The sequence below is a fragment of the Rhizobium sp. P1_E1 genome (genome assembly GCF_056406015.1).
The window spans coordinates 1-21,138 of the sequence record NZ_JBFUAY010000025.1 but is presented as its reverse complement, the minus strand read 5'-3'; the positions used below and the strand labels follow the sequence as shown (position 1 = coordinate 21,138).

General features: G+C 61.1%; 19 protein-coding genes. 11 read left to right on the top strand and 8 right to left on the bottom strand.

What is annotated here, in order from left to right; translation table 11 throughout:
- Positions 1-42 precede the first annotated feature (42 nt).
- Together nrdF and AC1D1Z_RS12055 are read left to right on the top strand one after the other, a co-directional pair.
- Positions 43-1,017 (top strand): class 1b ribonucleoside-diphosphate reductase subunit beta, encoded by a 975-nt coding sequence (gene nrdF / locus AC1D1Z_RS12060; RefSeq protein ID WP_047623038.1) that lies wholly within the window; start codon positions 43-45, stop codon positions 1,015-1,017.
- Positions 1,018-1,121: 104 nt separating this feature from the next.
- Complete coding sequence (locus AC1D1Z_RS12055) at positions 1,122-2,288, top strand: adenylate/guanylate cyclase domain-containing protein (RefSeq protein WP_477850618.1); 1,167 nt, start codon at positions 1,122-1,124, stop codon at positions 2,286-2,288.
- 4 nt (positions 2,289-2,292) lie between these two features.
- Here AC1D1Z_RS12055 and queE read toward each other — a convergent pair whose 3' ends face one another.
- The 4 genes from queE to AC1D1Z_RS12035 all read right to left on the bottom strand — a co-directional run bounded on the left by queE (position 2,293) and on the right by AC1D1Z_RS12035 (position 5,321).
- Positions 2,293-3,021 carry a 7-carboxy-7-deazaguanine synthase QueE gene (queE, locus tag AC1D1Z_RS12050; protein ID WP_130717984.1) on the bottom strand — a complete coding sequence of 243 codons (729 nt, stop codon included), beginning with the start codon at positions 3,019-3,021 and terminating at the stop codon, positions 2,293-2,295.
- Complete coding sequence (gene queD / locus AC1D1Z_RS12045; RefSeq protein ID WP_018446446.1) at positions 3,018-3,374, bottom strand: 6-carboxytetrahydropterin synthase QueD; 357 nt, start codon at positions 3,372-3,374, stop codon at positions 3,018-3,020. The genes queE and queD overlap by 4 nt, the downstream gene beginning before the upstream one ends.
- Complete coding sequence (gene queC, locus AC1D1Z_RS12040) at positions 3,374-4,084, bottom strand: 7-cyano-7-deazaguanine synthase QueC (protein ID WP_047623009.1); 711 nt, start codon at positions 4,082-4,084, stop codon at positions 3,374-3,376. The genes queD and queC overlap by 1 nt, the downstream gene beginning before the upstream one ends.
- 184 nt (positions 4,085-4,268) lie before the next feature.
- Positions 4,269-5,321: a LacI family transcriptional regulator gene (locus AC1D1Z_RS12035; RefSeq protein ID WP_112905307.1), complete on the bottom strand. Its 1,053-nt coding sequence runs from the start codon at positions 5,319-5,321 to the stop codon at positions 4,269-4,271.
- Between the two features lie 308 nt (positions 5,322-5,629).
- Here AC1D1Z_RS12035 and AC1D1Z_RS12030 point away from each other — a divergent pair, with 308 nt between their 5' ends.
- The 4 genes from AC1D1Z_RS12030 (at position 5,630) to AC1D1Z_RS12015 (ending at position 10,059) form a co-directional block, all read left to right on the top strand.
- A complete protein-coding gene (locus tag AC1D1Z_RS12030) occupies positions 5,630-6,889 on the top strand; it encodes an ABC transporter substrate-binding protein (protein WP_047623007.1) in 1,260 nt (419 codons plus the stop codon).
- Between the two features lie 114 nt (positions 6,890-7,003).
- Complete coding sequence (locus AC1D1Z_RS12025) at positions 7,004-7,957, top strand: carbohydrate ABC transporter permease (RefSeq protein WP_115156922.1); 954 nt, start codon at positions 7,004-7,006, stop codon at positions 7,955-7,957.
- Positions 7,954-8,940: a carbohydrate ABC transporter permease gene (locus tag AC1D1Z_RS12020; protein ID WP_131703077.1), complete on the top strand. Its 987-nt coding sequence runs from the start codon at positions 7,954-7,956 to the stop codon at positions 8,938-8,940. The genes AC1D1Z_RS12025 and AC1D1Z_RS12020 overlap by 4 nt, the downstream gene beginning before the upstream one ends.
- Before the next feature lie 3 nt (positions 8,941-8,943).
- Positions 8,944-10,059 carry an ABC transporter ATP-binding protein gene (locus tag AC1D1Z_RS12015; protein ID WP_477850612.1) on the top strand — a complete coding sequence of 372 codons (1,116 nt, stop codon included), beginning with the start codon at positions 8,944-8,946 and terminating at the stop codon, positions 10,057-10,059.
- A gap of 108 nt (positions 10,060-10,167) precedes the next feature.
- On the opposite strand, the gene AC1D1Z_RS12010 is transcribed toward AC1D1Z_RS12015, so the two are convergent.
- The 3 genes from AC1D1Z_RS12010 to AC1D1Z_RS12000 all read right to left on the bottom strand — a co-directional run bounded on the left by AC1D1Z_RS12010 (position 10,168) and on the right by AC1D1Z_RS12000 (position 14,630).
- Positions 10,168-12,411 carry a glycoside hydrolase family 2 protein gene (locus AC1D1Z_RS12010; protein ID WP_130759675.1) on the bottom strand — a complete coding sequence of 748 codons (2,244 nt, stop codon included), beginning with the start codon at positions 12,409-12,411 and terminating at the stop codon, positions 10,168-10,170.
- A 203-nt stretch (positions 12,412-12,614) separates the two neighbouring features.
- Positions 12,615-13,613: a LacI family DNA-binding transcriptional regulator gene (locus AC1D1Z_RS12005; RefSeq protein ID WP_018243688.1), complete on the bottom strand. Its 999-nt coding sequence runs from the start codon at positions 13,611-13,613 to the stop codon at positions 12,615-12,617.
- Positions 13,614-13,622: 9 nt separating this feature from the next.
- Positions 13,623-14,630 (bottom strand): Gfo/Idh/MocA family protein, encoded by a 1,008-nt coding sequence (locus tag AC1D1Z_RS12000; protein ID WP_130759674.1) that lies wholly within the window; start codon positions 14,628-14,630, stop codon positions 13,623-13,625.
- Between the two features lie 203 nt (positions 14,631-14,833).
- Here AC1D1Z_RS12000 and AC1D1Z_RS11995 point away from each other — a divergent pair, with 203 nt between their 5' ends.
- The 5 genes from AC1D1Z_RS11995 to AC1D1Z_RS11975 all read left to right on the top strand — a co-directional run bounded on the left by AC1D1Z_RS11995 (position 14,834) and on the right by AC1D1Z_RS11975 (position 19,926).
- Complete coding sequence (locus AC1D1Z_RS11995) at positions 14,834-16,126, top strand: ABC transporter substrate-binding protein (protein WP_477850609.1); 1,293 nt, start codon at positions 14,834-14,836, stop codon at positions 16,124-16,126.
- A 104-nt stretch (positions 16,127-16,230) separates the two neighbouring features.
- Positions 16,231-17,118 (top strand): carbohydrate ABC transporter permease, encoded by an 888-nt coding sequence (locus tag AC1D1Z_RS11990; RefSeq protein WP_130759672.1) that lies wholly within the window; start codon positions 16,231-16,233, stop codon positions 17,116-17,118.
- 1 nt (position 17,119) lies between these two features.
- Positions 17,120-18,031 (top strand): carbohydrate ABC transporter permease, encoded by a 912-nt coding sequence (locus tag AC1D1Z_RS11985; protein ID WP_130759671.1) that lies wholly within the window; start codon positions 17,120-17,122, stop codon positions 18,029-18,031.
- A 19-nt stretch (positions 18,032-18,050) separates the two neighbouring features.
- Complete coding sequence (locus AC1D1Z_RS11980; protein ID WP_130759670.1) at positions 18,051-19,133, top strand: ABC transporter ATP-binding protein; 1,083 nt, start codon at positions 18,051-18,053, stop codon at positions 19,131-19,133.
- A 43-nt stretch (positions 19,134-19,176) separates the two neighbouring features.
- The gene (locus AC1D1Z_RS11975; RefSeq protein ID WP_047623163.1) at positions 19,177-19,926 is read left to right on the top strand and encodes a ThuA domain-containing protein; all 750 of its coding nucleotides are present in this window, start codon (positions 19,177-19,179) and stop codon (positions 19,924-19,926) included.
- A gap of 1 nt (position 19,927) precedes the next feature.
- Here the strand turns inward: AC1D1Z_RS11975 and AC1D1Z_RS11970 are convergent, their stop codons facing one another.
- Entirely contained in the window at positions 19,928-20,839 is a 912-nt protein-coding gene (locus AC1D1Z_RS11970) for an SMP-30/gluconolactonase/LRE family protein (protein WP_130759669.1), read from the bottom strand.
- Positions 20,840-21,138 lie beyond the last annotated feature (299 nt).

Sequence of the window (21,138 nt, the reverse complement as noted above, 5' to 3'; positions counted from 1 at the left end):
CCCTTCGCCATGCAGACGCTGACGCCCGAAAAGGACCACCCGATGAACATGCAAATCAAACCTGCGTCCCGCGTGCGCGCCATCAATTGGAACCGCATCGAGGACGATAAGGATCTCGAAGTCTGGAACCGGCTCACCGGCAATTTCTGGCTGCCGGAGAAGGTGCCGCTTTCGAACGACATTCCTTCCTGGGCGACGCTGACGCCGGTCGAGCAGCAGCTGACCATCCGCGTCTTTACCGGTTTGACGCTGCTCGACACGATCCAGAACGGCGTCGGTTCCATCCGGCTGATGGAGGATGCGGTGACGCAGCATGAGGAGGCGGTACTTTCCAACATCTCCTTCATGGAGGCGGTGCATGCGCGCTCCTATTCCTCGATCTTCTCGACGCTGTGCTCGACGCCTGACGTCGACGATGCCTACCGCTGGTCGGAGGAGAATGAATTCCTGCAGCGGAAATCGGCGCTGATCATGGAGCAGTACGGCTCCGGCGATCCGCTGAAGAAGAAGGTCGCGAGCGTCTTCCTTGAAAGCTTCCTGTTCTATTCCGGATTCTACCTGCCGATGTACTGGTCGAGCCGCGCCAAGCTCACCAACACGGCCGACATGATCCGACTGATCATCCGCGACGAGGCGGTGCACGGCTATTATATCGGCTACAAGTTCCAGCGCGGGCTGGAGCGGCTCGGTGAGGAGAGAAGGCAGGAGATCAAGGATTTCGCCTTCGAGCTGCTGCTCGAGCTCTATGACAACGAGGCTAGATATACCGAAGCGCTCTATGACGGCGTCGGGCTGACCGAGGACGTCAAGAAATTCCTGCACTACAATGCCAACAAGGCGCTGATGAATCTGGGCTATGAGGCGCTGTTCCCGGCTGAGGCGTGCAAGGTCAATCCGGCAATCCTGTCGGCGCTTTCGCCGAATGCCGACGAGAACCACGACTTCTTCTCCGGCTCCGGTTCCTCCTATGTGATCGGCAAGGCTGTCGCGACCGAGGACGAGGACTGGGATTTCTGAGGCTTGATCGCAGTCTCCCTCTTATCATTTGCTCTCTCATCGCCCACATTCAGCGGAAACTAAATTTGGTCCTCGCCTGTGACGTGGCGTAGCGGGAGTTTTTGATGTCGTCTTTTTTGAACAAGGCCGGGACTGCCGTCGAGGCGGGCGAAGGCGTCTGGCCGGTCCGCAGAAGACGGATTCTCGACTGGCTGGTGAACGAGACGCGCGGCGAGCGGTTCATCGACAATATCCTGGTGGAGATGTGCGAGAAGCTTTTGGCATCAGGAGTGCCGGTGGCGCGGGCGACATTGGGCCTGGCCGAGGCGAAGATCAACACATTTGCCTATGGTATCGAAAATACGCCGGAGTTCCTGAAGAGTCCCGTCAACGCGATCCATCAGGGGGCGGAGGAGGTGCGCAAACAGCTGGAAGATACAGCCGACGACGAGGATTCATTCTATCAGGAACTGCGCGACGACGGTCTCACGGAGTATATCGCCTGGCCAGTCGAGCACACTTTCGGCAAACGGCACGTCGCGACATTTTCCACCAGCCGGCCGGGCGGTTTTACGAACGAGCATGTCGATTTCCTGCGCGATCTGCTGCCGGCACTGACCCTCGTCAGCGAAATCCGGCTGAAGAACATCATGGCGCGCACGCTGCTGCAGACCTATGTCGGACCGCATGCGAGCGAACAGATCCTGTCGGGCGTCACGACGCGCGGCAGCGGCGCGACCGTCGGTGCGGCAATCATGATCTGCGACCTGCGCGACTTTACTGAGATTTCCGATCTCTGGCCGCGTGACGATGTCATCCATCTGCTCAACGATTACTTCGACGCCATGTCCGACCCGATCGAACGGTATGGCGGAGAAATCCTGAAGTTCATGGGCGACGGATTGCTGGCGATCTTCCCGCTGAGCAAGGACACGGCCTGTCACGATCTGCTGCAGGCGATCCGCGAAGGGCAGGCGTTGATGGCGCAATTGAACCAGCAGTATGCGGGCAACGGACGCGAACCGCTGCGCTACGGCGTCGGCGTGCATGTCGGCGACGTCATGTACGGCAATATCGGCTCGCGCCGGCGGCTCGATTTCACCGTCATCGGCCCGGCGGTCAATGTCGCCTCACGGCTGGAAACCCTGACCAAGGAGGTCAAGCGTCCGGTACTCTTGTCGCGGGCCTTTGTCGAAATGGCGGACTGCGCGAAAGACATGGACAGCCTCGGCACCTTCCCGCTGCGCGGGCTCGGCGAGCCGGTCGATGTCTTCGCCTTTCCGGAGCGCTAGAAACTTATACTCCTCGCTTGTTACCCCAGAGCAGCACGTGCAATTGGGGTAGTACGCGTACCGCAAACCATTGGTCGGCCGTCACCCTTTCGACAAGCCAGTGCATCCGATCCATCACGCCGTCGATATCAATGCGCGCGTCATCGTCATCGGGCGGCGGCGGCGTATGATTGCCGGGCTGAAGGAACAAGGGAATTTGGGGATAGCGCCGACCCGCGCGCTGGGCGAATTCGTAGTCGGCATCGTCGAAGACGACAATCTTCAATGCGACCTCCGGTCCACCGGCGGCCAGTTGAAGGCAGTGATCCACCTGGTCCCAGTCCGTCAGCATTCCGCTTGATGGCGGTTTGGGGCTGATGACCAGGATATCGAGATCGCGAAACCAAGCCTGGGCCACACTTCCCTGTGTTTCCAGTGCAAAGCGGTATCCTTGGGAATGGCCGAGTTCGATCAATGGCCTTAAGGGCTGTATCGCCGGATTGCCTCCGGAGAGAGAAACCGTCAGTGGCTTGCCCCCCGAGAGTTCCGTAACCTTATGCCAGACCGCCTCAGTGGACATGGGAATCCATTGATCCCGGAACGCGCTGTCGACCGCGTGAAGACTGTCGCACCAGGAACACCTGAAGTCACAGCCGCCTGTCCTCACGAACACCGTCGGCAGCCCGATCAAGGCACCTTCACCCTGTATGGTCGGGCCAAAGATTTCGCTGACGCGAATGCTCCCCACGCTCACGGCCTGTACTCCGCCCAGGTTTTGGGGGTCTCGCTGACGCGAACGGATGAGGTCTCTGGAAAGCGCTGCTTGCACCAGTCGTAAAAGTGCCTTGCCAGAAATTCCGAGGTGACTTTCGAATGGCCGAAGACGTCGTTCAGGTGACGATGATCGAATGTTTCGTCGATATAGCGCTTGAGTGGCGAGAGGTCGTGATAATCACGAACGAAGCCATCATCATTCAGGCTTTCCGCAGCTAGTTCGACGATGACGATGTAGTTGTGACCGTGAAGCCGAGCGCATTGATGGTCGGCAGGCAGGTGATCCAATTGATGGGAGGCGGAGAGATGAAACTCCTTGGTGATGCGGTACATCAACGCACCTCCGTGGCCGAGTATCGCGACACGGCCGCTCTCCAGAAATCGCGGTCTTCGTACTCCGTGGGATCGGGAACACCGGCAAGATGGAAAGCTTCACGGCGTTCCACGCAGGTTCCGCAGCGTCCACAGTGAAGCTCGCCGCCTTTGTAGCAGGACCAGGTCTCCGAAAACGGCGTGCCGTGTTTCGCGCCGTCAACAACGATCGCCGCTTTGGAAACATCGACATAGGGGGCAAGCAGTTTCACGCTGGCATAACCTTCCAGCGCTTCATTCTGCATGCGCTGGAAAGCATCGATGAAGCCCGGTCGGCAGTCCGGGTAGATGAAGTGGTCGCCGCCATGCACGGCGACGGCAACGGCATCTGCCTTTTGCGCCGCAGCCAGACCGAACGCAATTGCCAGCATGATGGCATTGCGGTTCGGCACGACGGTGGCTTTCATGGTCTCCTCGGCGTAGTGGCCATCGGGAACCTCGACATTGTCCGTCAGGGCCGATCCGCTGAGATGACCGCCGATGCTGGCGATGTCGATAATATGATGGGGAACGGAGAGCCGTGAGGCACAGCTGGCGGCGAAGTCGAGTTCCTTGCGATGCCGTTGGCCGTAGTCGAATGAGACCAGGCCGATAAGTTGCTTTTCCGTCGCGACCTTGTGGGCAAGCGAAACGGAGTCCAGTCCGCCTGAGCAGACGACGATGGTTTTCATATTTTGGATCCCTTGTTTTGACCGGGTGGGCTGCGACCGGATTACGCGGTGCTTCTAGGACAAATCACGCGTCATGGAAACAGTTTTGAAGCGTGAGCGTCATTGCGGAATGAGATGTCGTTGATTTCACTGGGGTTTTCATGGCTTTTGGGTCTGATCCCAACGCTCCTCGCAGCCGGGTAGCCTAACCGATCGGAAAGTTGATCTGCGGCGGCAGAAGAAGCTGCAGATCCTGGGCGTCCGGATTGTTGATGCGCTGCAGCAGCATGCGTCCCAGATCCTCGCCGGCCGCCGTCAGATCCTCGTGGATCGTGTCGACCTTCGGCTGCAACTGGCTGAGAAGGCGGGACGTCTCCTTGGCGACGATATCATAATCGGCGGCCAGTATGCGGCCGGCATCGCTCATGCCGCTGATGACGGCAAGCGCCGAAACTTCGCCGGGGCAAATGAAACCATCCGGAGCATCCGGAGCATCAGCGCGGCTGCTGATGAAGTCGCGCAGCACGCCTGCTGGCGTATCGAGATCGACTGCCTCGGGGATCTCATAGGCGATGCCCGCCTCCCGCACCGCCGTCATGAAGCCATGCAGGATATGCTGGCAGAAGGTAAGCCGTTTCGGCGGCAGGATCACCGCCACCTTTTTGCGGCCCTTGGTGATCAACCGGCGCGTCGCCTCATAGGCAAAGGTGAAATTGTCGTAGTCGACATAGGGGTGAGGCGTCGAATATTCGGTGCGGCCATGACAGATGAAGGGAAAGCCGGTCTCGAGCAGCAGGCGGACGCGGGCATCGAGCGGTTCGGTGCGCGTGAAGATCAGCCCGTCGGCGAGGTGATTGCGGATGATATATTCGGCGGCCTCGATATCGGTCGTCGACAGGAAGTTCGGGGCGACGACAAGATGGTAGGAGGTCTCTTTCAGCGCCTTGGCGATGCCGTACATGATCGAGGTGCTGAAGCCGACCACTTCCTCGTGCGAATCGAGCAGGATAGCGATGACATTGGTGCGGCCGGTCTTCAGGCGCTGCGCGGCCCGGTCAGGGAGATAGCCGATCTCGCGGGCGATGCGGTGCACGCGTTGACGGGTCTCGAGCGAAATCTGCGGCGCATCGGAAAGCGCCCGTGACACCGTCGTCACGGCAAGGCCGGCGATCGTGGCGATCGTTCGCAAGGTCGGCTTGCCGCGCTTATGCGTGATATCGAGATTTTCGCCGCGCTGCGGTCGGGACGGTTCGGTCACCCTTGGCTTTCCATGCTGGAATTGCCGATACCATAACACGATGAATCCGGCGTGCAATCGACGAATGAAAACGTTTTAATTTTTAACTTTCTGTTAGCCACGGATTAAATATTAATTATATTCAGTAACTTACGGAAATAGCCATATTTTTCTCGAGAGTCGAGAAAGGGCTTGACGACAGGAGGCTTATAACGTTTTAAATTGTCAACCGCGCGGAGGAGTGCGGCCGTATGCTGACCGCTGCAATGGCGGGAAGCATCGGGCGGCAGGGAGGGTCCCGCCGCCGATTTGCAAATGGGAGGAAATTCATGCGCAAGTTTTTGAGCTCGGCAGCTATTGCTGTCGTGATGATGGCTGGCCTCAGTGCTGCCCATGCCGCCGACGTGAAGGAAGTGCAGATGCTGCACTGGTGGACGTCTGGCGGCGAGGCAGCGGCGCTGAACGTATTGAAGCAGGATCTTTCGAAGGAAGGTTTTGCCTGGAAGGACGTGCCGGTTGCCGGCGGTGGCGGCGATGCGGCGATGACGGCGCTGAAGGCAATGGTCGCGGCCGGCACCTATCCGACAGCCTCGCAGATGCTCGGTTATACCGTGCTCGATTATGCCCAGGCCGGCGTCATGGGCGATCTGACGGAGACGGCGAAGAAGGAAGGCTGGGACAAGTCGGTTCCGGCAGCGCTGCAGAAGTTCTCGGTCTATGACGGCAAGTGGGTTGCAGCCCCGGTCAACGTCCACTCGGTCAACTGGCTGTGGATCAACAAGGCTGTGATGGACAAGATCGGCGGCACCCAGCCGAAGACCTTCGACGAGCTGATTGCACTGCTCGACAAGGCCAAGGCCGCCGGTGTCATTCCGCTCGCTCTTGGCGGCCAGAACTGGCAGGAAGCGACGATGTTCGATTCCATCGTGCTGTCGACCGGTGGGCCGGAATTCTACAAGAAGGCCTTCAACGATCTCGACGAGGAATCGCTGAAGTCCGACACGATGAAGAAGTCCTTCGACAATCTGGCGACGATCATCAAATATGTCGACCCGAACTTCTCGGGCCGCGACTGGAACCTGGCGACCGCCATGGTCATCAAGGGTGATGCGCTGGTGCAGGTGATGGGCGACTGGGCCAAGGGCGAATTCGTCGCCGCCAAGAAGACGCCGGATACCGACTTCCTCTGCTACCGCTTCCCCGGCACCGACGGCAGCGTGGTCTACAACTCCGACATGTTCGGCATGTTCAACGTCCCCGACGACCGCAAGGCTGCCCAGGTGGCGCTGGCAACGGCAACGCTGTCGAAGAGCTTCCAGTCGGCCTTCAACGTCGTCAAGGGTTCGGTGCCGGCCCGTACCGACGTTCCCGACACCGACTTCGACGCTTGCGGCAAGAAGGGCATCGCCGACCTGAAGGCAGCCAACGAAGGCGGCACGCTGTTCGGCTCGCTGGCGCAAGGGTACGGCGCTCCTCCGGCCATCGCCAATGCCTATAAGGATGTCGTCTCGAAGTTCGTCCACGGCCAGATCAAGACCTCCGACGAAGCCGTCAAGCAGCTCGTCCAGGCGATCGACGACGCCCGCTGAGGCCACTGTCGACTAAAAATGCTTCCCCGCCTGCTCGCGGGGAAGCTTCAGGCTCCGCGCCGATCATGCAGGGATGATCATGCGGGGCCGATTGCGGGAAGGAGATGACATTCCATGAGCACCGTTGCGACCACCGATCCGGTTCTGACGCCGAGGCAATCGACGGCGATCTCGTTGAGAGGCCGGCTGCAGGATGCGCTGCCGAAGATCGTGCTGGCGCCGAGCTTCGTCATCACCATCATCTTCGTCTACGGCTTCATCGTCTGGACGGCCTATCTGTCGTTCACCAATTCCAAGACCTTCCCCTCCTATGCGCTGACCGGCGCACGCGCCTATCAGCGGCTGTGGCGCTGGACCTTCGAGAGCGATCCGCCGTCCTCCTGGTACACCTCGATCACCAACATGGCGATCTTCGGCTTCCTCTATATCGGCATCTGCCTGGCGCTCGGCCTGTTCCTCGCCATCCTGCTCGACCAGAAGATCCGCGGCGAGGGTCTGCTCCGGCCGATCTTCCTCTATCCGATGGCGCTCTCCTTCATCGTCACCGGTGTTGCCTGGAAATGGTTCCTCGATCCCGGCCTCGGGCTGGAACAGACGCTGCACCATTTTGGCTGGACGAGCTTCCACTTCGACTGGATCAAGAACAAGGACTTCGTCATCTACACCGTCGTCATCGCCGGCGTCTGGCAGGCGTCGGGCTTCGTCATGGCGATGTTCCTGGCGGGTCTGCGCGGCATCGACGGCGAGATCATGAAGGCAGCGCAGATCGATGGCGCTTCCGCCTTCCAGCTCTATCGGCGCATCGTCATTCCGCTGCTGCGGCCGATCTTCCTGTCCGCCTTCATCGTGCTCGCCCATATGGCGATCAAGTCCTACGACCTGGTGGTGGCGCTGACTTCGGGCGGCCCCGGCGGCTCGGCCTGGCTGCCGTCGAACTTCATGTATGAATACACCTTCAAGCGCAACGAGATGGCCGTCGGTTCGGCCAGCGCCATCATCATGCTGATGACCATCTCGGCAATCATCGTTCCCTATCTCTATTCCGAACTGAAGGAGAAGGCGCGATGAGCAGCGTGACCTCTCCGATAGCAACCTCGACCGCACCGCTGCCGCATGGCAGCGATCACAGGAACGACAGCAAGAACAGCAACAACACCCGCTGGATCGGCCGCACTGTCATCTACGGCCTGCTGCTGATCTTTGCCGTCCTCTATCTGATGCCGCTCTTCGTCATGCTGACCACCTCGTTCAAGACCATGGACGAGATCCAGAACGGCAACATGCTGGCGCTGCCGCAATCGCCGACCTTCGACCCCTGGGTCAAGGCCTGGGGCGAGACCTGCGTCGGCCTGACCTGCGCCGGCATCAAGGGCTACTTCTGGAACTCGATCAAGATGGTCGTGCCGGCTGTCGCGATCTCCACCATCATGGGGGCGCTGAACGGCTATGTCCTGACCAAATGGCGCTTCCCCGGCCACACACTGGTGTTCGGGCTGATGCTGTTTGCCTGCTTCATCCCGTTCCAGTCGGTGCTGTTGCCGATGGCAACGATCCTCGGCAGCCTCGGCCGCTTCGGCATGACGCTGCAGAATGCCACGGGTTTGAGCTTCGGCTTCGGCAATCCGACGGTCAATCTGGTCTTCGTGCATGTCGTCTATGGCCTCGGCTTCACGACGCTGTTCTTCCGCAATTTCTACGAGGCCTTTCCGACCGAGCTGGTCCGGGCCGCCCAGGTCGATGGCGCCAGCTTCTTCCAGATCTTCCGCCGCATCATGCTGCCGAACTCGCTGCCGATCATCGTCGTCACCGTGATCTACCAGTTCACCAATATCTGGAACGACTTCCTGTTTGCGTCTGCCTATGCCGGCACCGGTGAATCCATGCCGATGACGGTGGCGCTGAACAATGTCGTCAACACCTCGACCGGGGTGGTCGAATACAATGTCAACATGGCGGCTGCGATGATCGCAGCCGTGCCGACGCTCATCGTCTATATCCTCGCCGGCCGCTACTTCGTGCGCGGTCTGATGGCGGGCGCTGTCAAAGGGTAATCCATGGCCTTCCTCGAAATCTCCGGTCTCAGAAAACGCTTCGGTGCCGTCGACATTCTCAAGGGGATCGACCTCGAACTCGAAAAGGGCGGCTTTCTCGTGCTGGTCGGCCCGTCCGGCTGCGGCAAGTCGACGCTGCTCAACACCATTGCCGGGCTGGAGACGATCACCTCCGGCGATATCAAGATCGACGGGCGCGACATCAGCGGCCTGCATCCCTCCAAGCGCGACATCGCCATGGTGTTCCAGTCCTATGCGCTCTATCCGAACATGACGGTGGCSGGCAAYATCGCCTTCGGCATGGAGATCCGCGGCGTGCCGAAGGAGGAGCGTGTCAAGGCGATCGGGCAAGTCTCCGACATGCTGCAGATCGGTCATCTGCTCGACCGCAAGCCGAGCCAGCTCTCCGGCGGCCAGCGCCAGCGTGTCGCCATGGGGAGAGCGCTGGTGCGCAATCCACAGGTCTTCCTGTTCGACGAGCCGCTCTCCAATCTCGATGCCAAGCTGCGCGTCGACATGCGCACCGAGATCAAGCGGCTGCATCAGCGCATGGGCACCACCTTCGTCTATGTCACCCACGACCAGATCGAGGCGATGACGCTGGCGACCAAGATCGCCGTGCTGAAGGATGGCGTGCTGCAGCAGTTCGGCACGCCGGCCGAGATCTATAACAGCCCCTCCAACATCTTCGTCGCCGACTTCATGGGATCGCCGGCAATGAACCTGCTCACCGCCACCGTCGAGAACGGCGCCGGCGGGCTCGARGTCTCGCTGGASCGGCCGAATGCCGCCCCGCTGAGGCTCCCSGTCATCGCAGGYAACAATGGCCTGACCGCCTATACCGGCAAACAGGTGATCTTCGGCATCCGGCCGGAGGCCTTGACCGATCCCGATGGCGCCGACCGCAAGGCGCGCTCGCTGACCGAGGGCGACTGCCTGATCGAGGTGGTCGAACCGGCCGGCTCCGACACCTTCGCCGTCACCAAGCTCGGCGGCAAATCCGTCGTCGCCCGCCTGCGCGCCGATACCGGCATCGCTCCAGGACAAAACACCCGCCTCGCATTCAATCTCGACAAGGCCGTCTTCTTCGATCCCGAGAGCCAGCTCAGGATTTCGTAACAGTCATTAGAGCGCCGCGCGTCTATAAGGCGCGCTAGGGACGCTCTAACACTTTGAGTTTGCGCATAATCCTTTCCAAAAATCGATTTCGATTTTCGGGATTATGCGCTAGGCAGCTGTCACGCTGAGCGACACCGGCGCGAAACGCGTCGAAACCGCTTCGACGGTGATCTCGCCAGTGAACCCCGTCGCCTCTAGCCAGAAGCCGGCGGTGCCGCCCTGGAGCGGCACGTTGGTCGGACCGACGATCCTTGCCGGGCCGTGCACCTTCAGCGAAATGCTGTCGTTCATGAAGGGCAGGCGCTGGCCGCGCTGGTCGAGGGCGCGGATGATGACGCGCGTGCTATCGCGTTCACGGGCTTTCAGCGTGCTGCTATCGGCAACGACCTCCAGGGTCGTCGGCAATGGATCGGCCGCCAGCGTCAGGCTGGCCACCGGCTCGCCGCCGATATAGCCGGTGAAGGTGCCGTCGATCCATTCGAGACCCCAGGTGCCGAGTTCGTCGGCAGTGAAATGACGATGGTCGAGCACGACGGGCGGATGCGGCAGATGCGGATAATTCTCGCGATCAGGACCGATGCGCTTGCTGAGCGCGCCATATCGCAGCTCCACCTCGTCGCAGTTGGTCAGGATGATCAGCGGCAGCACGCCGCCGATATTGCGTTCGCCGCGCGCCCAGAAGGTCGCCGGCTTCATGACGATCTCCTCGGAAGGGTCGCACTGGCTGATATAGGCATAGGCCGCGAATTTCGGCTCGCGGAACATGTCCATGACGCCGTGATAGCAGATGCGGTCGCCGGAGCCGAAATCCTTGTGGGTGTTGTAATCGAACATGCACCAGCCGATAGCGCCGGAGATATCAGGATCGCCATAGGCGGCATTCAGCACTTCCAGGTGCCTGCGCACATGCTCGGCCTGGCGCTGCTCTTGGTCGTAAATCTTCGTCGGGTGCATGTGGCCGTTGAACTCGGTGATGAGGTACGGCACCTTGTGGGACAGTCCGGTATTTTCCTGCTGGGCGCGCAGCGCGGTGCGCGGGCGGTTGGCGCCCGGCAGCTCTTCATTGCCGAGGATGAAGTCGTTCATCGTATAGACGTCTTCGAGCAGCTCGCTCTCGGTGAGATAACGCACGCCGCCGGTCTGGCGGGTGCTGTCGAGTTCACGGGCGAGGCGATTGGTCTCGGCGTAGAAATCGTGACTATCCTGCGATTCGTTGATGCGCACGCCCCAGATGATGATCGAGGGGTGGTTCCAGTCGCGCTCAATCATGCGGCGGACGTTTTCGATCGATTCCTGCTGCCAGTCGGCATCGCCGATATGCTGCCAGCCGGGGATCTCCTCGAAAACCAGCAGACCGATCGTGTCGCATCGGTCGAGGAACCATTTCGACTGCGGATAATGCGAGGTGCGGACGATATTGCACTTCAGCACCGTCTTCATGATGTCGGCGTCGCGCTCCTGGGCGGAACGGCCGGCGGCATAACCGACATAGGGGAAGGCCTGGTGGCGGTTGAGGCCGCGCAGCTTCAGTGGCTTGCCGTTGAGGAGGAAACCTTCCGGCGTGAATTCGGCGGTGCGGAAGCCGAACCGTGTGGAGAGACGGTCGGAGCCATGTTCGGTCCTGAGCTCGACGGTGACGTCATAGAGCGTGGGATCGGTGATGTCCCAGAGGGCGATGCCGGTGAGGCCGCCGAAGGAAAGCCTGGTGCTGTCGCCGATCGTTTCGGTTGCGGCAGTGGCGACCACCGTGCCGTCGGCCTGTTTCAGCGTGGCGGTGACCGTCGCCGAGAAGCTGCGGCCCTCGGGATTGGCGATGTCGACGCGTATGGTCGCCGATTTCTCCGGGTCGAGAACGTCTGTGGTTTCGATCTTGAGATTGCGGATCGAGACCGGGTCGGTGACCTTCAGCCAGACATCGCGGTAGATGCCGGCATAGGTCAGATAATCGATGCGGCCGCCGAAAGGCGGAATGTCAGGATTTTCGCTGCCGTCGATCTTGACGGTGACGAGGTTCTCGCCCTTGGCGAGCTTGCCGGTGAGGCGGGCCTCGAAGGGGGTGTAGCCGTCCTTATGGGCAATGATTTCCTCGCCGTTCAGATAGACGACGCTGTCGGCCATGGCGGCGTCGAAGACGAGCGAGACTTCGCGGCCCTCGAATTCCGGCAGCCAGCGCAGCACCTTCTGATAGGTGAAGGCGCGCTGATAGCTGGTCTCGTCGAAATAGCTGAAGGGCAGTTCGACGGCGGTATGCGGCAGGCTGACCGACTTGGCGGCATCGAAAGTTTCGAGCAGGCGCTGGCCGAAGCCCTCGTGGAAACTCCAGCCTTCATTGAAGGAAACGACGGAACGCATTTCAGGCTCTCCAGATTGCGGCATCAGGGACATTGCGGCGCCTCTCGGCGCGTGAAAATCGGGTCATCGGTATTCCTCCTCGATGCAATGGATGGGCGAGCCGCTTAAGCACGTCACAGCGAACTTGATTCATGCGACGGGCTTTAGCTTTTTTCATGCATGTCGTCATCCCGGAACCGCTGTACACTTCCAGGCGACATGCATCAGGCGGTCGAGCCCCAGCGGGCGGTGCAGGTGAGCGTGATGCTGTGCGGGCCTTCGATCTCAGCGTCATGGCGTTCGATCAATTCGACGACGGCATCGATGAAGGCGACGTGGTCGAGGCTCAGCGTGGTGAGGTCATTGCAATCCCAGGCGGCCATGGCAATGCCATCCTGGCCGACGATGGCGATATCATCAGGGGTGTTCTTGCCGAGCACCCGGCGGGCCGCATCGCGTGCGCCGATCGCCATGACATCATTGCCACAGATGATGGCGTCGACCTTGTCCCGGTGCAGCAGGAGCACGGCTTCTTTGAAGCCGGAATCATAGGAATAATCGCCGAAGGCCTGCGTCTCGAAGGCGAGGCCGCGCTTGGTCAGCGCATCAGCGAACCATTTGCGCCTGAGCTTGTCGATCCAGCTGGAATTGGTGCCGGAGAGGTAGGCGAAACGCTTCTTACCGTCGCGGACGATCTTGTCGATGATCTCGTCGGCGGCCTCAGAGCCGTCGATGCGGATGCTGGAGACGTTTTCGTTGTCGAGCGGCTCGAAGGAGACGATGATCGGCTTCGTCGTGTGGAAGATATCGACGGCATCCTGCATCGATACCATGTCGGAGAAGACGACGACGTGATCGACCTGATAGGTGGAGGCAAGGCGCATCAACTGCAGCCGGTCGGAATGATCGGCGCAGCAGAGGATGATCGGCAGCAATTGTCTGGCCTGCAGGCGGTGGACGAGAAGCTGCTGCTCCTCGGCCTCGCAAGGGTTGCCGATCGCATTGACGACCAGGGCGACGAGGCGCGAGCGCTGGTTGTTCAGCGAGCGGGCGATAGCGTTCGGCTGGTAGCCATGTTCACGGGCGACGGCGAGGATGCGGTCGCGCGTCGCGCTGCCGATGCGTGAATCCGGCGAGAAGGCGCGGGAAATGGTGGCGGAGGAGACGCCGGCGAGTTTCGCCAGTTCCTTCGATGTGATCCGCCGTCTGCTCATACCGCTCATCTTCGGCGCCTATTGGGCGACGATCCTGACGGAAGCGCCGTCGGCCGCTGCCGATTCCTTGATTGCATCCCATAGCCTAGCGAATCTGAGGCCCATTTCAACGGAGCCGGAGTTTTCCATCTTTCCCTCGCGAATGGCGAGGAAATTCTTCATCGGGTTGCCGAGAATCTCGGCCTCCTCGCGCGGCTCGGCGGTGCGCCCGACACTGATCTCGCGCCAGCCGCCCCAGGCGTCGATGCGCACGATCGCCTTTGAATAGAAGAAGGTGATGTAGGAGGCGCAGCCCGGAGGGCCTTCGCCGGCGGCCGTCAATGTCGCCAGCGCGCCGCTTTTCAGCCGGGCGGAGACGGCGGTGGCGATATCGACCCGTCTGCCGTGGTTGTTCATGTAGGCCGACACACTGTCGAAATCCGAATTGGCGAGCAGGCAGACGGTGTTCATCATATGGGCGCCGGTATCGAACATGAAGCCGCCGCCGGAGATATCAGGCTGCTGCTTCCAATGGCCGTCATAGTTGGACGACCAGCTTTCCCAAATCATGCCGGATATGGCGATCAACTCGCCGAATCCGCCGGCGAGAGCCCGCCGGCGCGTGTCGAGCACCAGCGGCGAGAGGCCGCCCTGGAAGGCGGTGACGATGGTGACGCCGCTCTTTTTCTGCGCGGCGATCAGCCTCTCGGCCTCGGCGACCGTCGTCACCATCGGTTTTTCCAGGAAGAGGTCGAGGCCGGCCTCGGCAACGGCGGCTGCCTGCTCGGCATGGAAGGCATGCGGGGTAGAGACGTAGACGATGTCGAGTTCGCCCCGGCATTCCGCGAGCATCCGGCGATAATCCTCGAAGCTCTTCGGTTGTGGTGCGCCGGCGGCGAGGCAGACGTCGATCAGGCGCTGGCGTGAAGCCGCCGTGGTGTCGGCGAGTGCAGCAAATTCGACCTCCGGCATCTTGACCCAGCTCTCGGCATATTCCGCCGCCTTCAAGCCAGCGCCAATGACACCGAGGCGCAATTTCCTAGTCATGAAAATTCCTCCCTGAATGCACTGTGCACACGATTACACAAACGGTATAGCGATGGCAATATCTATATAGATAAGCAATATCAGTATATTAAAACTCGCGTTCGAATCTTTTCAAAAACCATCTTGTCAGTGTTGGGAATGCGTGTACATTTTCGCAACCGGTGCTGGAGGGCGCCGTGTCTCTAAAAAAGGGAGGACTTCAATTGAAGAAGATGGTTCTTGGCGGCCTATGCGCCGTTCTGCTGAGCGCGGTTTCGACGCTGGCGCAGGCTGAAACAATCCGCATTGCAAATCACGGTCAGGCCGGCATCGACGCGATGAAGTCGACGGTCGAGCGGATCGAAAAGAAATATGGCGTCACCGTCGAGGTCATCGAATATCCGGCGCCCGACAAGGACTACCTGACCAAACTTCTGACGGAGCTCGGCGCCGGCAACGCGCCCGACCTCTTTTCCATCCCGACCACGGCTGCGGTCGCCGACATGGTGGAAGCCGGCTACCTCGCGCCTGTTACCAAGGAGTTCAAGGCTTGGGATGGCTACGCCAAGCTCTATGACGTCGCCAAGGAGCTTGCCGTCAGCCCGGATGGCGAAACCTATGTGATGCCGTTCATGCTCGGCATCCAGGAAATCTATTATCGCAAGGACGTTCTCGAAAAGGCCGGCATCTCGACCGAACAGCCGAAGACCTGGCGGGAGCTTCTCGACCGCGCGGCCGAAATCAAGCAGAAGACCGGCGCCTACGGCCTGCTCTTCCCGGCCGGCGTCTCGTGGGGAAGCGGCGCCTTCGACGAAGGCTTCCAGCATCTGCTCGTCGGTTCCAAGACGCCGCAGCTCGTCGATGCCGACGGCAAGCTCGATCTGAATGGCGAAGGCATCAAGGRTGTCTTCAACGTTTACAAGGAACTGATCGACAAGGATCTGATGCCGACGCAGCCGCTGCTCGGGCCTGAGCCCTGGGTCGTGCCGAAGTACCAGATGTTCCCGGCCGGCAAGCTCGTCGCCACCACCTGCGGCTCCTGGTGCTATATTTTCGACTGGGGTCGCGAAAGCAAGAATCCGATCCCTGACGTGACGAAGGTGGTCGGCACCTGGACCGTTCCCGGCCAGAGCAGCGGCCAGTACGTACTTGCCAATCTCGCCGCGCCGTGGGCCGTCAATTCCAAGTCGGCCAATACCGAGCTGGCGATCAAGGCGCTGATGGAGATCGGCTCGATCGAGACGCAGGTTTCCTACGCCGCCCGCATCGGCAACATCCCGGCCAGCAAGGATGCGGCTGACAATGCCGAGTTCCAGAAGCTGACGGAACTGGTTCCGATCCATGCGGCGGCCGGAAACGGCGTGTTCCTGAAACAGGCCTCCGGTTTCGGCACGGTTTCGGAAGGCGTGGCGCGGGCCACCGAAGCGCTGCTGCGCAAGGAGACCGATGCCGCCGGCGCCCAGAAGATCCTTGTCGACTACGTCAAGGAAACGCTCGGCGACGACATGGTCAAGTAAGCTCCGGCACCCTCTCTTCCGCCAGGACGGGGACGCGGCGCCATCGCCGCGTCTTCCCGCTTTCATTCGATCGCCGGCTTCATTCGATAAGGTTGTGAGCTTCCATGGCCAGAAACTCTCATGAAAAGCGTGCCGAGCGGCAATGGTTGCTGATCCTGCTGCCCTCGCTGGTGCTGCTTCTGGCCTTCGTCATCTATCCGGCCCTCTATTCGATCTATCTGAGCTTCACCAACGAGGCGCTGACCGGGGCCGCGGCCCTTCGGCCCCGCTTCGTCGGCTTCAGGAACTATACGCGGCTCTTCAACGACGCGAAGTTCTGGAATTCGCTGTTCGTCACCTTCGTCTTCGTCATCGGTTCGGCGGTGATCGGCCAGTTCGTGCTCGGGCTGATCTCGGCGATTGCGCTGCGCCGCCCGATCCGCTTTCGGCGGGTGTTTTCGTCGATCATCCTGTTGCCGAACGCAGCCCCCGAAGTCGTCGCCGGTTTCATGTGGATCTCGATGCTGGCGGGCGGCGACAATGCCACACTCAGCCGCATCATCAGCTTCGTCGGCATCACGCCGGCCGACTGGCTGCAGGTCTTCCCGCTGTCGATGATCATCGTCGTCAATACCTGGCGTGGTATCGCCACGGCGATGATCCTGTTAACGGCCGGCCTCAGTACCATTCCGACGGAGATCTATGAGGCCGCCCGCATGGACGGCGCCACACCCTCGCAGATGTTCCGCCGCATCACCCTGCCGCTGATGATGCCGACGATCCTGCTCTACATGCTGATCTCGGCCGTCTCCACCATTGCCGTCTTCGGCCTCGTCTATGCGCTGACGCGCGGCGGGCCGGGCGGGGCGACCGAGGTGGTCAGCATCTATATCTACAACCAGTCCTTCACGGCGTTCCAGCTGGGCTACGGTGCTGCGGTCGCCGTCGTCGCGCTCGTCATCTCGCTGATATTAGGCATCGCCTATGTCCGGGCCATGAAGGTGGAGGTCTGACATGGCCGTCGTTTCCCCGAGCGAAACTGCAGACAAGGGTCGATCCGATGTCATCGCCTATGCGATCCTGTCGCTGATCTCGATCTTCTGCGCGATACCCTTTTTCTGGGTGCTGCTCGCCTCGCTCGACGGCAACGCGCAGCTCTTCCTGCATTGGCCGGAGCAATGGACCTTCGCCAACTATATCAGGGTCTTCACCAAGGAGGACGGGGCGAAGTGGCTGTTCAACTCGCTGTTCGTGGTCGGCGGCGCGACGCTGCTCGTCATGGTGCTTTCCGGACTTGGCGGCTATGCGCTATCGCGCACCCGGGCCTGGTGGAAGCTGCCGTTCCTCTACGCGATCCTGCTCATCCGGGTACTGCCGCCGACGGCGCTCGTCGTGCCGCTCTACAAGTTCCTGCTGACGCTGAACAACGCGGAAGCGGCGGTGCTCAGGCCGATCTTCGGCAGCTATGCCCGCGATATCATGCGCTGGACCGGTTTCATCGACGGTTATCTCGGGCTGATCCTGGTGCTTGCGACGATGCAGTTGCCGCTGGCGCTCTGGATCATGAAGACCTTCTTCGACGGGCTGCCGAGGGACTACGAGGAGGCGGCGCTGATGGACGGGGCAACACTGTTACAGCGCATCCGCCGGGTGTTGATCCCGCTTGCGCTGCCGGGGCTGGCTGCGGCCGGGCTTTTCGCCTTCATGTCGGCCTGGGGTGATTTCCTGCTGCCGCTGATCCTCCTGTCGTCGCCGGAGTTGCAGACGCTGCCGCTCGGTCTCTTTCGCGCCTTTCTGCGCATCAACGAGATCGATTACGGCCTGCTGACGGCGCTGGCATTCATCTACCTGCTGCCTGCCGTCGTCGCCTTCGGTTTTGCGCGGCGCTTCCTCGTCCAGACATTTTCGGGCGGCGTGAAGGGCTGAGATCAAGAAAGAGAAACAGATGATCAATCTCAGAAACGTTCGCAAGTTCTACGGCGCGCTCGARGTCATCAAGGGCGTCGACATCACCGTGGAAGACGGCGAATTCGCGGTGTTCGTCGGTCCGTCCGGCTGCGGCAAGTCGACGCTGCTGCGCATGATCGCCGGCCTCGAAGGCATCGACGATGGCGACCTCATCCTCAACGGTAAGCGCATCAACGACGTGCCGCCCGACAAACGTGGCATCGCCATGGTGTTCCAGTCCTATGCGCTCTATCCGCATATGAGCGTTGCCGAAAACATCGGCTTCTCGCTCAGCCTGAAGAAGGTGCCGGAGGCAGAGATCCGCCGGCAAGTGGAGGGTGTTGCCGAGATCCTGCAGCTCACCGACTATCTCGACCGCCGCCCGGCCGCGCTTTCCGGCGGCCAGCGCCAGCGCGTCGCGATCGGCCGCGCTATCATCAAGAAGCCGGCGCTGATCCTGTTCGACGAGCCGCTGTCGAACCTCGATTCGGCGCTGCGCGTGCAGATGCGCGCCGAGCTGCAACGCCTGCACCGCGAACTGAAGGCGACGGTCGTCTACGTCACTCACGACCAGGTGGAAGCGATGACGATGGCCGACCGCATCGTCGTGCTGAACAAGGGCGTGGTAGCGCAGGCGGGTGCGCCGATGTCGCTCTATCATGAGCCGGACAACGAATTCGTCGCGACCTTCATCGGCTCGCCGAAGATGAACGTCATTCCTGTCACTATAACGCGGCCGGCGGCCGGCAAGGTGCATCTCAACAGCCCGATCGGGCTTTCGCTCGATCTCGCCGATGCCAACGGCGCGCTGCCGCAGGGCGATGCCAAGCTCGGCATCCGGCCGGAGCATCTGAAGATCGCCGCCGATGGCCAGGACCACTTTACAGCCGAAGTCGTCATCGTCGAGCGCCTCGGCGTCGAGACCTACATGACCGTAGGCTCGCAAGAGCAGCCGATCGTGGTGCGCGCTGAGGGCGATATCGCCGTGCGGCCGGGTGACCGCGTGTCGCTGACGGCCGATCCCGCCGCCTGCCATCTGTTCGATTCCGCCGGCCGGGTGATTCGTCCGGCAACCGCCTGACAATTTCGCCTGAAACATCACAGCCTAGACATCGAGGAATGCCATGACAATCAAGGTCACCATCTGGAACGAGGGACGCCACGAGCAACTCCACAAGGAGGTTCAGGAGATCTATCCTGATCGTATCGACGGAGCGATCGCCGCCGGCATCGCCCATCCGGATTTCGAAATCCGCCGCGGCACGCTGGATGACCCTGATGAAGGCCTGCCGGACAGCGTGCTCAACGATACCGACGTGCTGCTCTGGTGGGGGCATATGGCCCATGAGGAAGTCAGCGACGGGCTGATCGACCGTGTGCAGCAGCGCGTGCTGAAGGGCATGGGGCTGCTGGTGCTGCATTCCGGCCACCACTCCAAGCTCTTCCGCCGGCTGATGGGCACCAATGCCAACCTCTCCTGGCGCGAGACGCCGGATGGCGATCTGGAGCGCGTCTGGGTGGTCAATCCGTCACATCCGATCGCCGAGGGGCTGCCGCCCTATTTCGAGGTCAATGCCTCGGAAATGTACGGCGAGCCCTTCGACATTCCGCAGCCGGACGAGCTTGTCTTCATCTCCTGGTATTCCGGCGGCGAGGTGTTCCGCAGCGGCTGCACCTTCCAGCGCGGGCGCGGGCGCATCTTCTTCTTCAGCCCCGGCCACGAGACCTACCCGATCTATCACGACAAGACCGTGCATAAGGTGATCTCGAACGGCGTCCGCTGGGCGCGGCAGAAACACACTGATGGCCGCATCCTGGAAAACTGGCATCGGGCCGAGCCGCTGCACGGCCGCCCCGATAGACCGAAGGCCTGATCTATGGATATTGCGCGCCGGTCGTCTTGATATAAATCGAATAGACCGAACGCGTTGCGGTGATGAAAAGCCGGTTTTTCTTGGGGCCGCCGAAGGTGAGGTTGGACACCGTCTGCGGCACCCTGATCTTGCCGAGCAGTGTTCCGTCGGGCGAAAAGCAGTGCACACCGTCGGAGGCACTCGTCCAGAGATTGCCGGCGACATCGAAACGGAATCCGTCGGGATGGCCAACATCGAGGCTGCAGAAATAGCGGCTGTTGGCAAGCGTCCTGCGGTCGATGACGTCGAAAACGCGGATATGGCGCGGCACGTCATGTTTTGCGGAGCCGGAATCGGCAATATAAAGCTTCGTCTCATCGGGCGAGAAGGCAAGGCCGTTCGGCTGGATGAAATCCTCGACGACGGCGTCGATCGCCCCGCTTGTCGGATCGATCCGGTAGACGTTGCGTGTGGGCTGCTCGGGCTCGGCCTTGTGGCCCTCGTAATCGGACAGGATGCCGTAAGTCGGATCGGTGAACCAGACCCCGCCGTCGGAGTGTACGACGACGTCGTTCGGCGAGTTCAGCCGTTTGCCTTTGTAGCTGTCGGCGAGAACGGTGATGGTGCCGTCCGTCTCGGTGCGGGTGACGCGGCGGCCGCCATGTTCGCAGGAGACCAGCCGGCCCTGCCGGTCGCGGGTATTGCCGTTGACGTAGTTGGAGGGCGAGCGGAAGACGGAGACCGTACCGTCCGGTGTCCAGCGCATCATGCGTTCATTCGGGATATCGCTCCAGAGAAGGCAGTTCAGGTCGGAAAACCAGACTGGGCCTTCCGTCCAGCGGCAGCCGGAATAAAGCTCCTCGAGGCCGGCGCTGCCGATGACCATTGCGCCGAAGCGTTCGTCGCGGATCTCATAAATCGGATTGTCGCCCATGCCAGTTCCTCCCTGAATGCTGCCGTYCTTTTCCTAGCGGCAAAAAGCTGGAGGTGCCAGAGCCCGGCGACGGAATTGCCGGGCTCCGGTTTTCCTAGAGCCTTTCCTGGTCAGCTTGAAGCATTCTGTTGGCTCAAACGGAGTCGGATGGTCGACCGGCCGGCGCGCGTCGTARCCAAGCTCTACGGCCAAGCCGGCCGGTCGATCAGCCGGCCCGTTTCAGCCAACCCGAAGGGCCGGGCATCTTTCCGCCAGGATCAAAGGCGATCGGCTCGGACGTACCAAGAGGTATGCCCGTC

Bases quoted from the DNA above. Each gene is read 5' to 3' on its own strand.
- queD (WP_018446446.1), bottom strand. From the start codon at position 3,374: ATGTACCGCATCACCAAGGAGTTTCATCTCTCCGCCTCCCATCAATTG.
- AC1D1Z_RS11990 (WP_130759672.1), top strand. From the start codon at position 16,231: ATGGCCAGAAACTCTCATGAAAAGCGTGCCGAGCGGCAATGGTTGCTG.
- AC1D1Z_RS11975 (WP_047623163.1), top strand. From the start codon at position 19,177: ATGACAATCAAGGTCACCATCTGGAACGAGGGACGCCACGAGCAACTC.
- AC1D1Z_RS12010 (WP_130759675.1), bottom strand. From the start codon at position 12,411: ATGCGTTCCGTCGTTTCCTTCAATGAAGGCTGGAGTTTCCACGAGGGC.
- AC1D1Z_RS12005 (WP_018243688.1), bottom strand. From the start codon at position 13,613: ATGAGCGGTATGAGCAGACGGCGGATCACATCGAAGGAACTGGCGAAA.
- AC1D1Z_RS12025 (WP_115156922.1), top strand. From the start codon at position 7,004: ATGAGCACCGTTGCGACCACCGATCCGGTTCTGACGCCGAGGCAATCG.
- AC1D1Z_RS12020 (WP_131703077.1), top strand. From the start codon at position 7,954: ATGAGCAGCGTGACCTCTCCGATAGCAACCTCGACCGCACCGCTGCCG.
- queC (WP_047623009.1), bottom strand. From the start codon at position 4,084: ATGAAAACCATCGTCGTCTGCTCAGGCGGACTGGACTCCGTTTCGCTT.
- AC1D1Z_RS12055 (WP_477850618.1), top strand. From the start codon at position 1,122: ATGTCGTCTTTTTTGAACAAGGCCGGGACTGCCGTCGAGGCGGGCGAA.
- nrdF (WP_047623038.1), top strand. From the start codon at position 43: ATGAACATGCAAATCAAACCTGCGTCCCGCGTGCGCGCCATCAATTGG.
- AC1D1Z_RS12030 (WP_047623007.1), top strand. From the start codon at position 5,630: ATGCGCAAGTTTTTGAGCTCGGCAGCTATTGCTGTCGTGATGATGGCT.
- AC1D1Z_RS12000 (WP_130759674.1), bottom strand. From the start codon at position 14,630: ATGACTAGGAAATTGCGCCTCGGTGTCATTGGCGCTGGCTTGAAGGCG.
- AC1D1Z_RS11985 (WP_130759671.1), top strand. From the start codon at position 17,120: ATGGCCGTCGTTTCCCCGAGCGAAACTGCAGACAAGGGTCGATCCGAT.
- AC1D1Z_RS11970 (WP_130759669.1), bottom strand. From the start codon at position 20,839: ATGGGCGACAATCCGATTTATGAGATCCGCGACGAACGCTTCGGCGCA.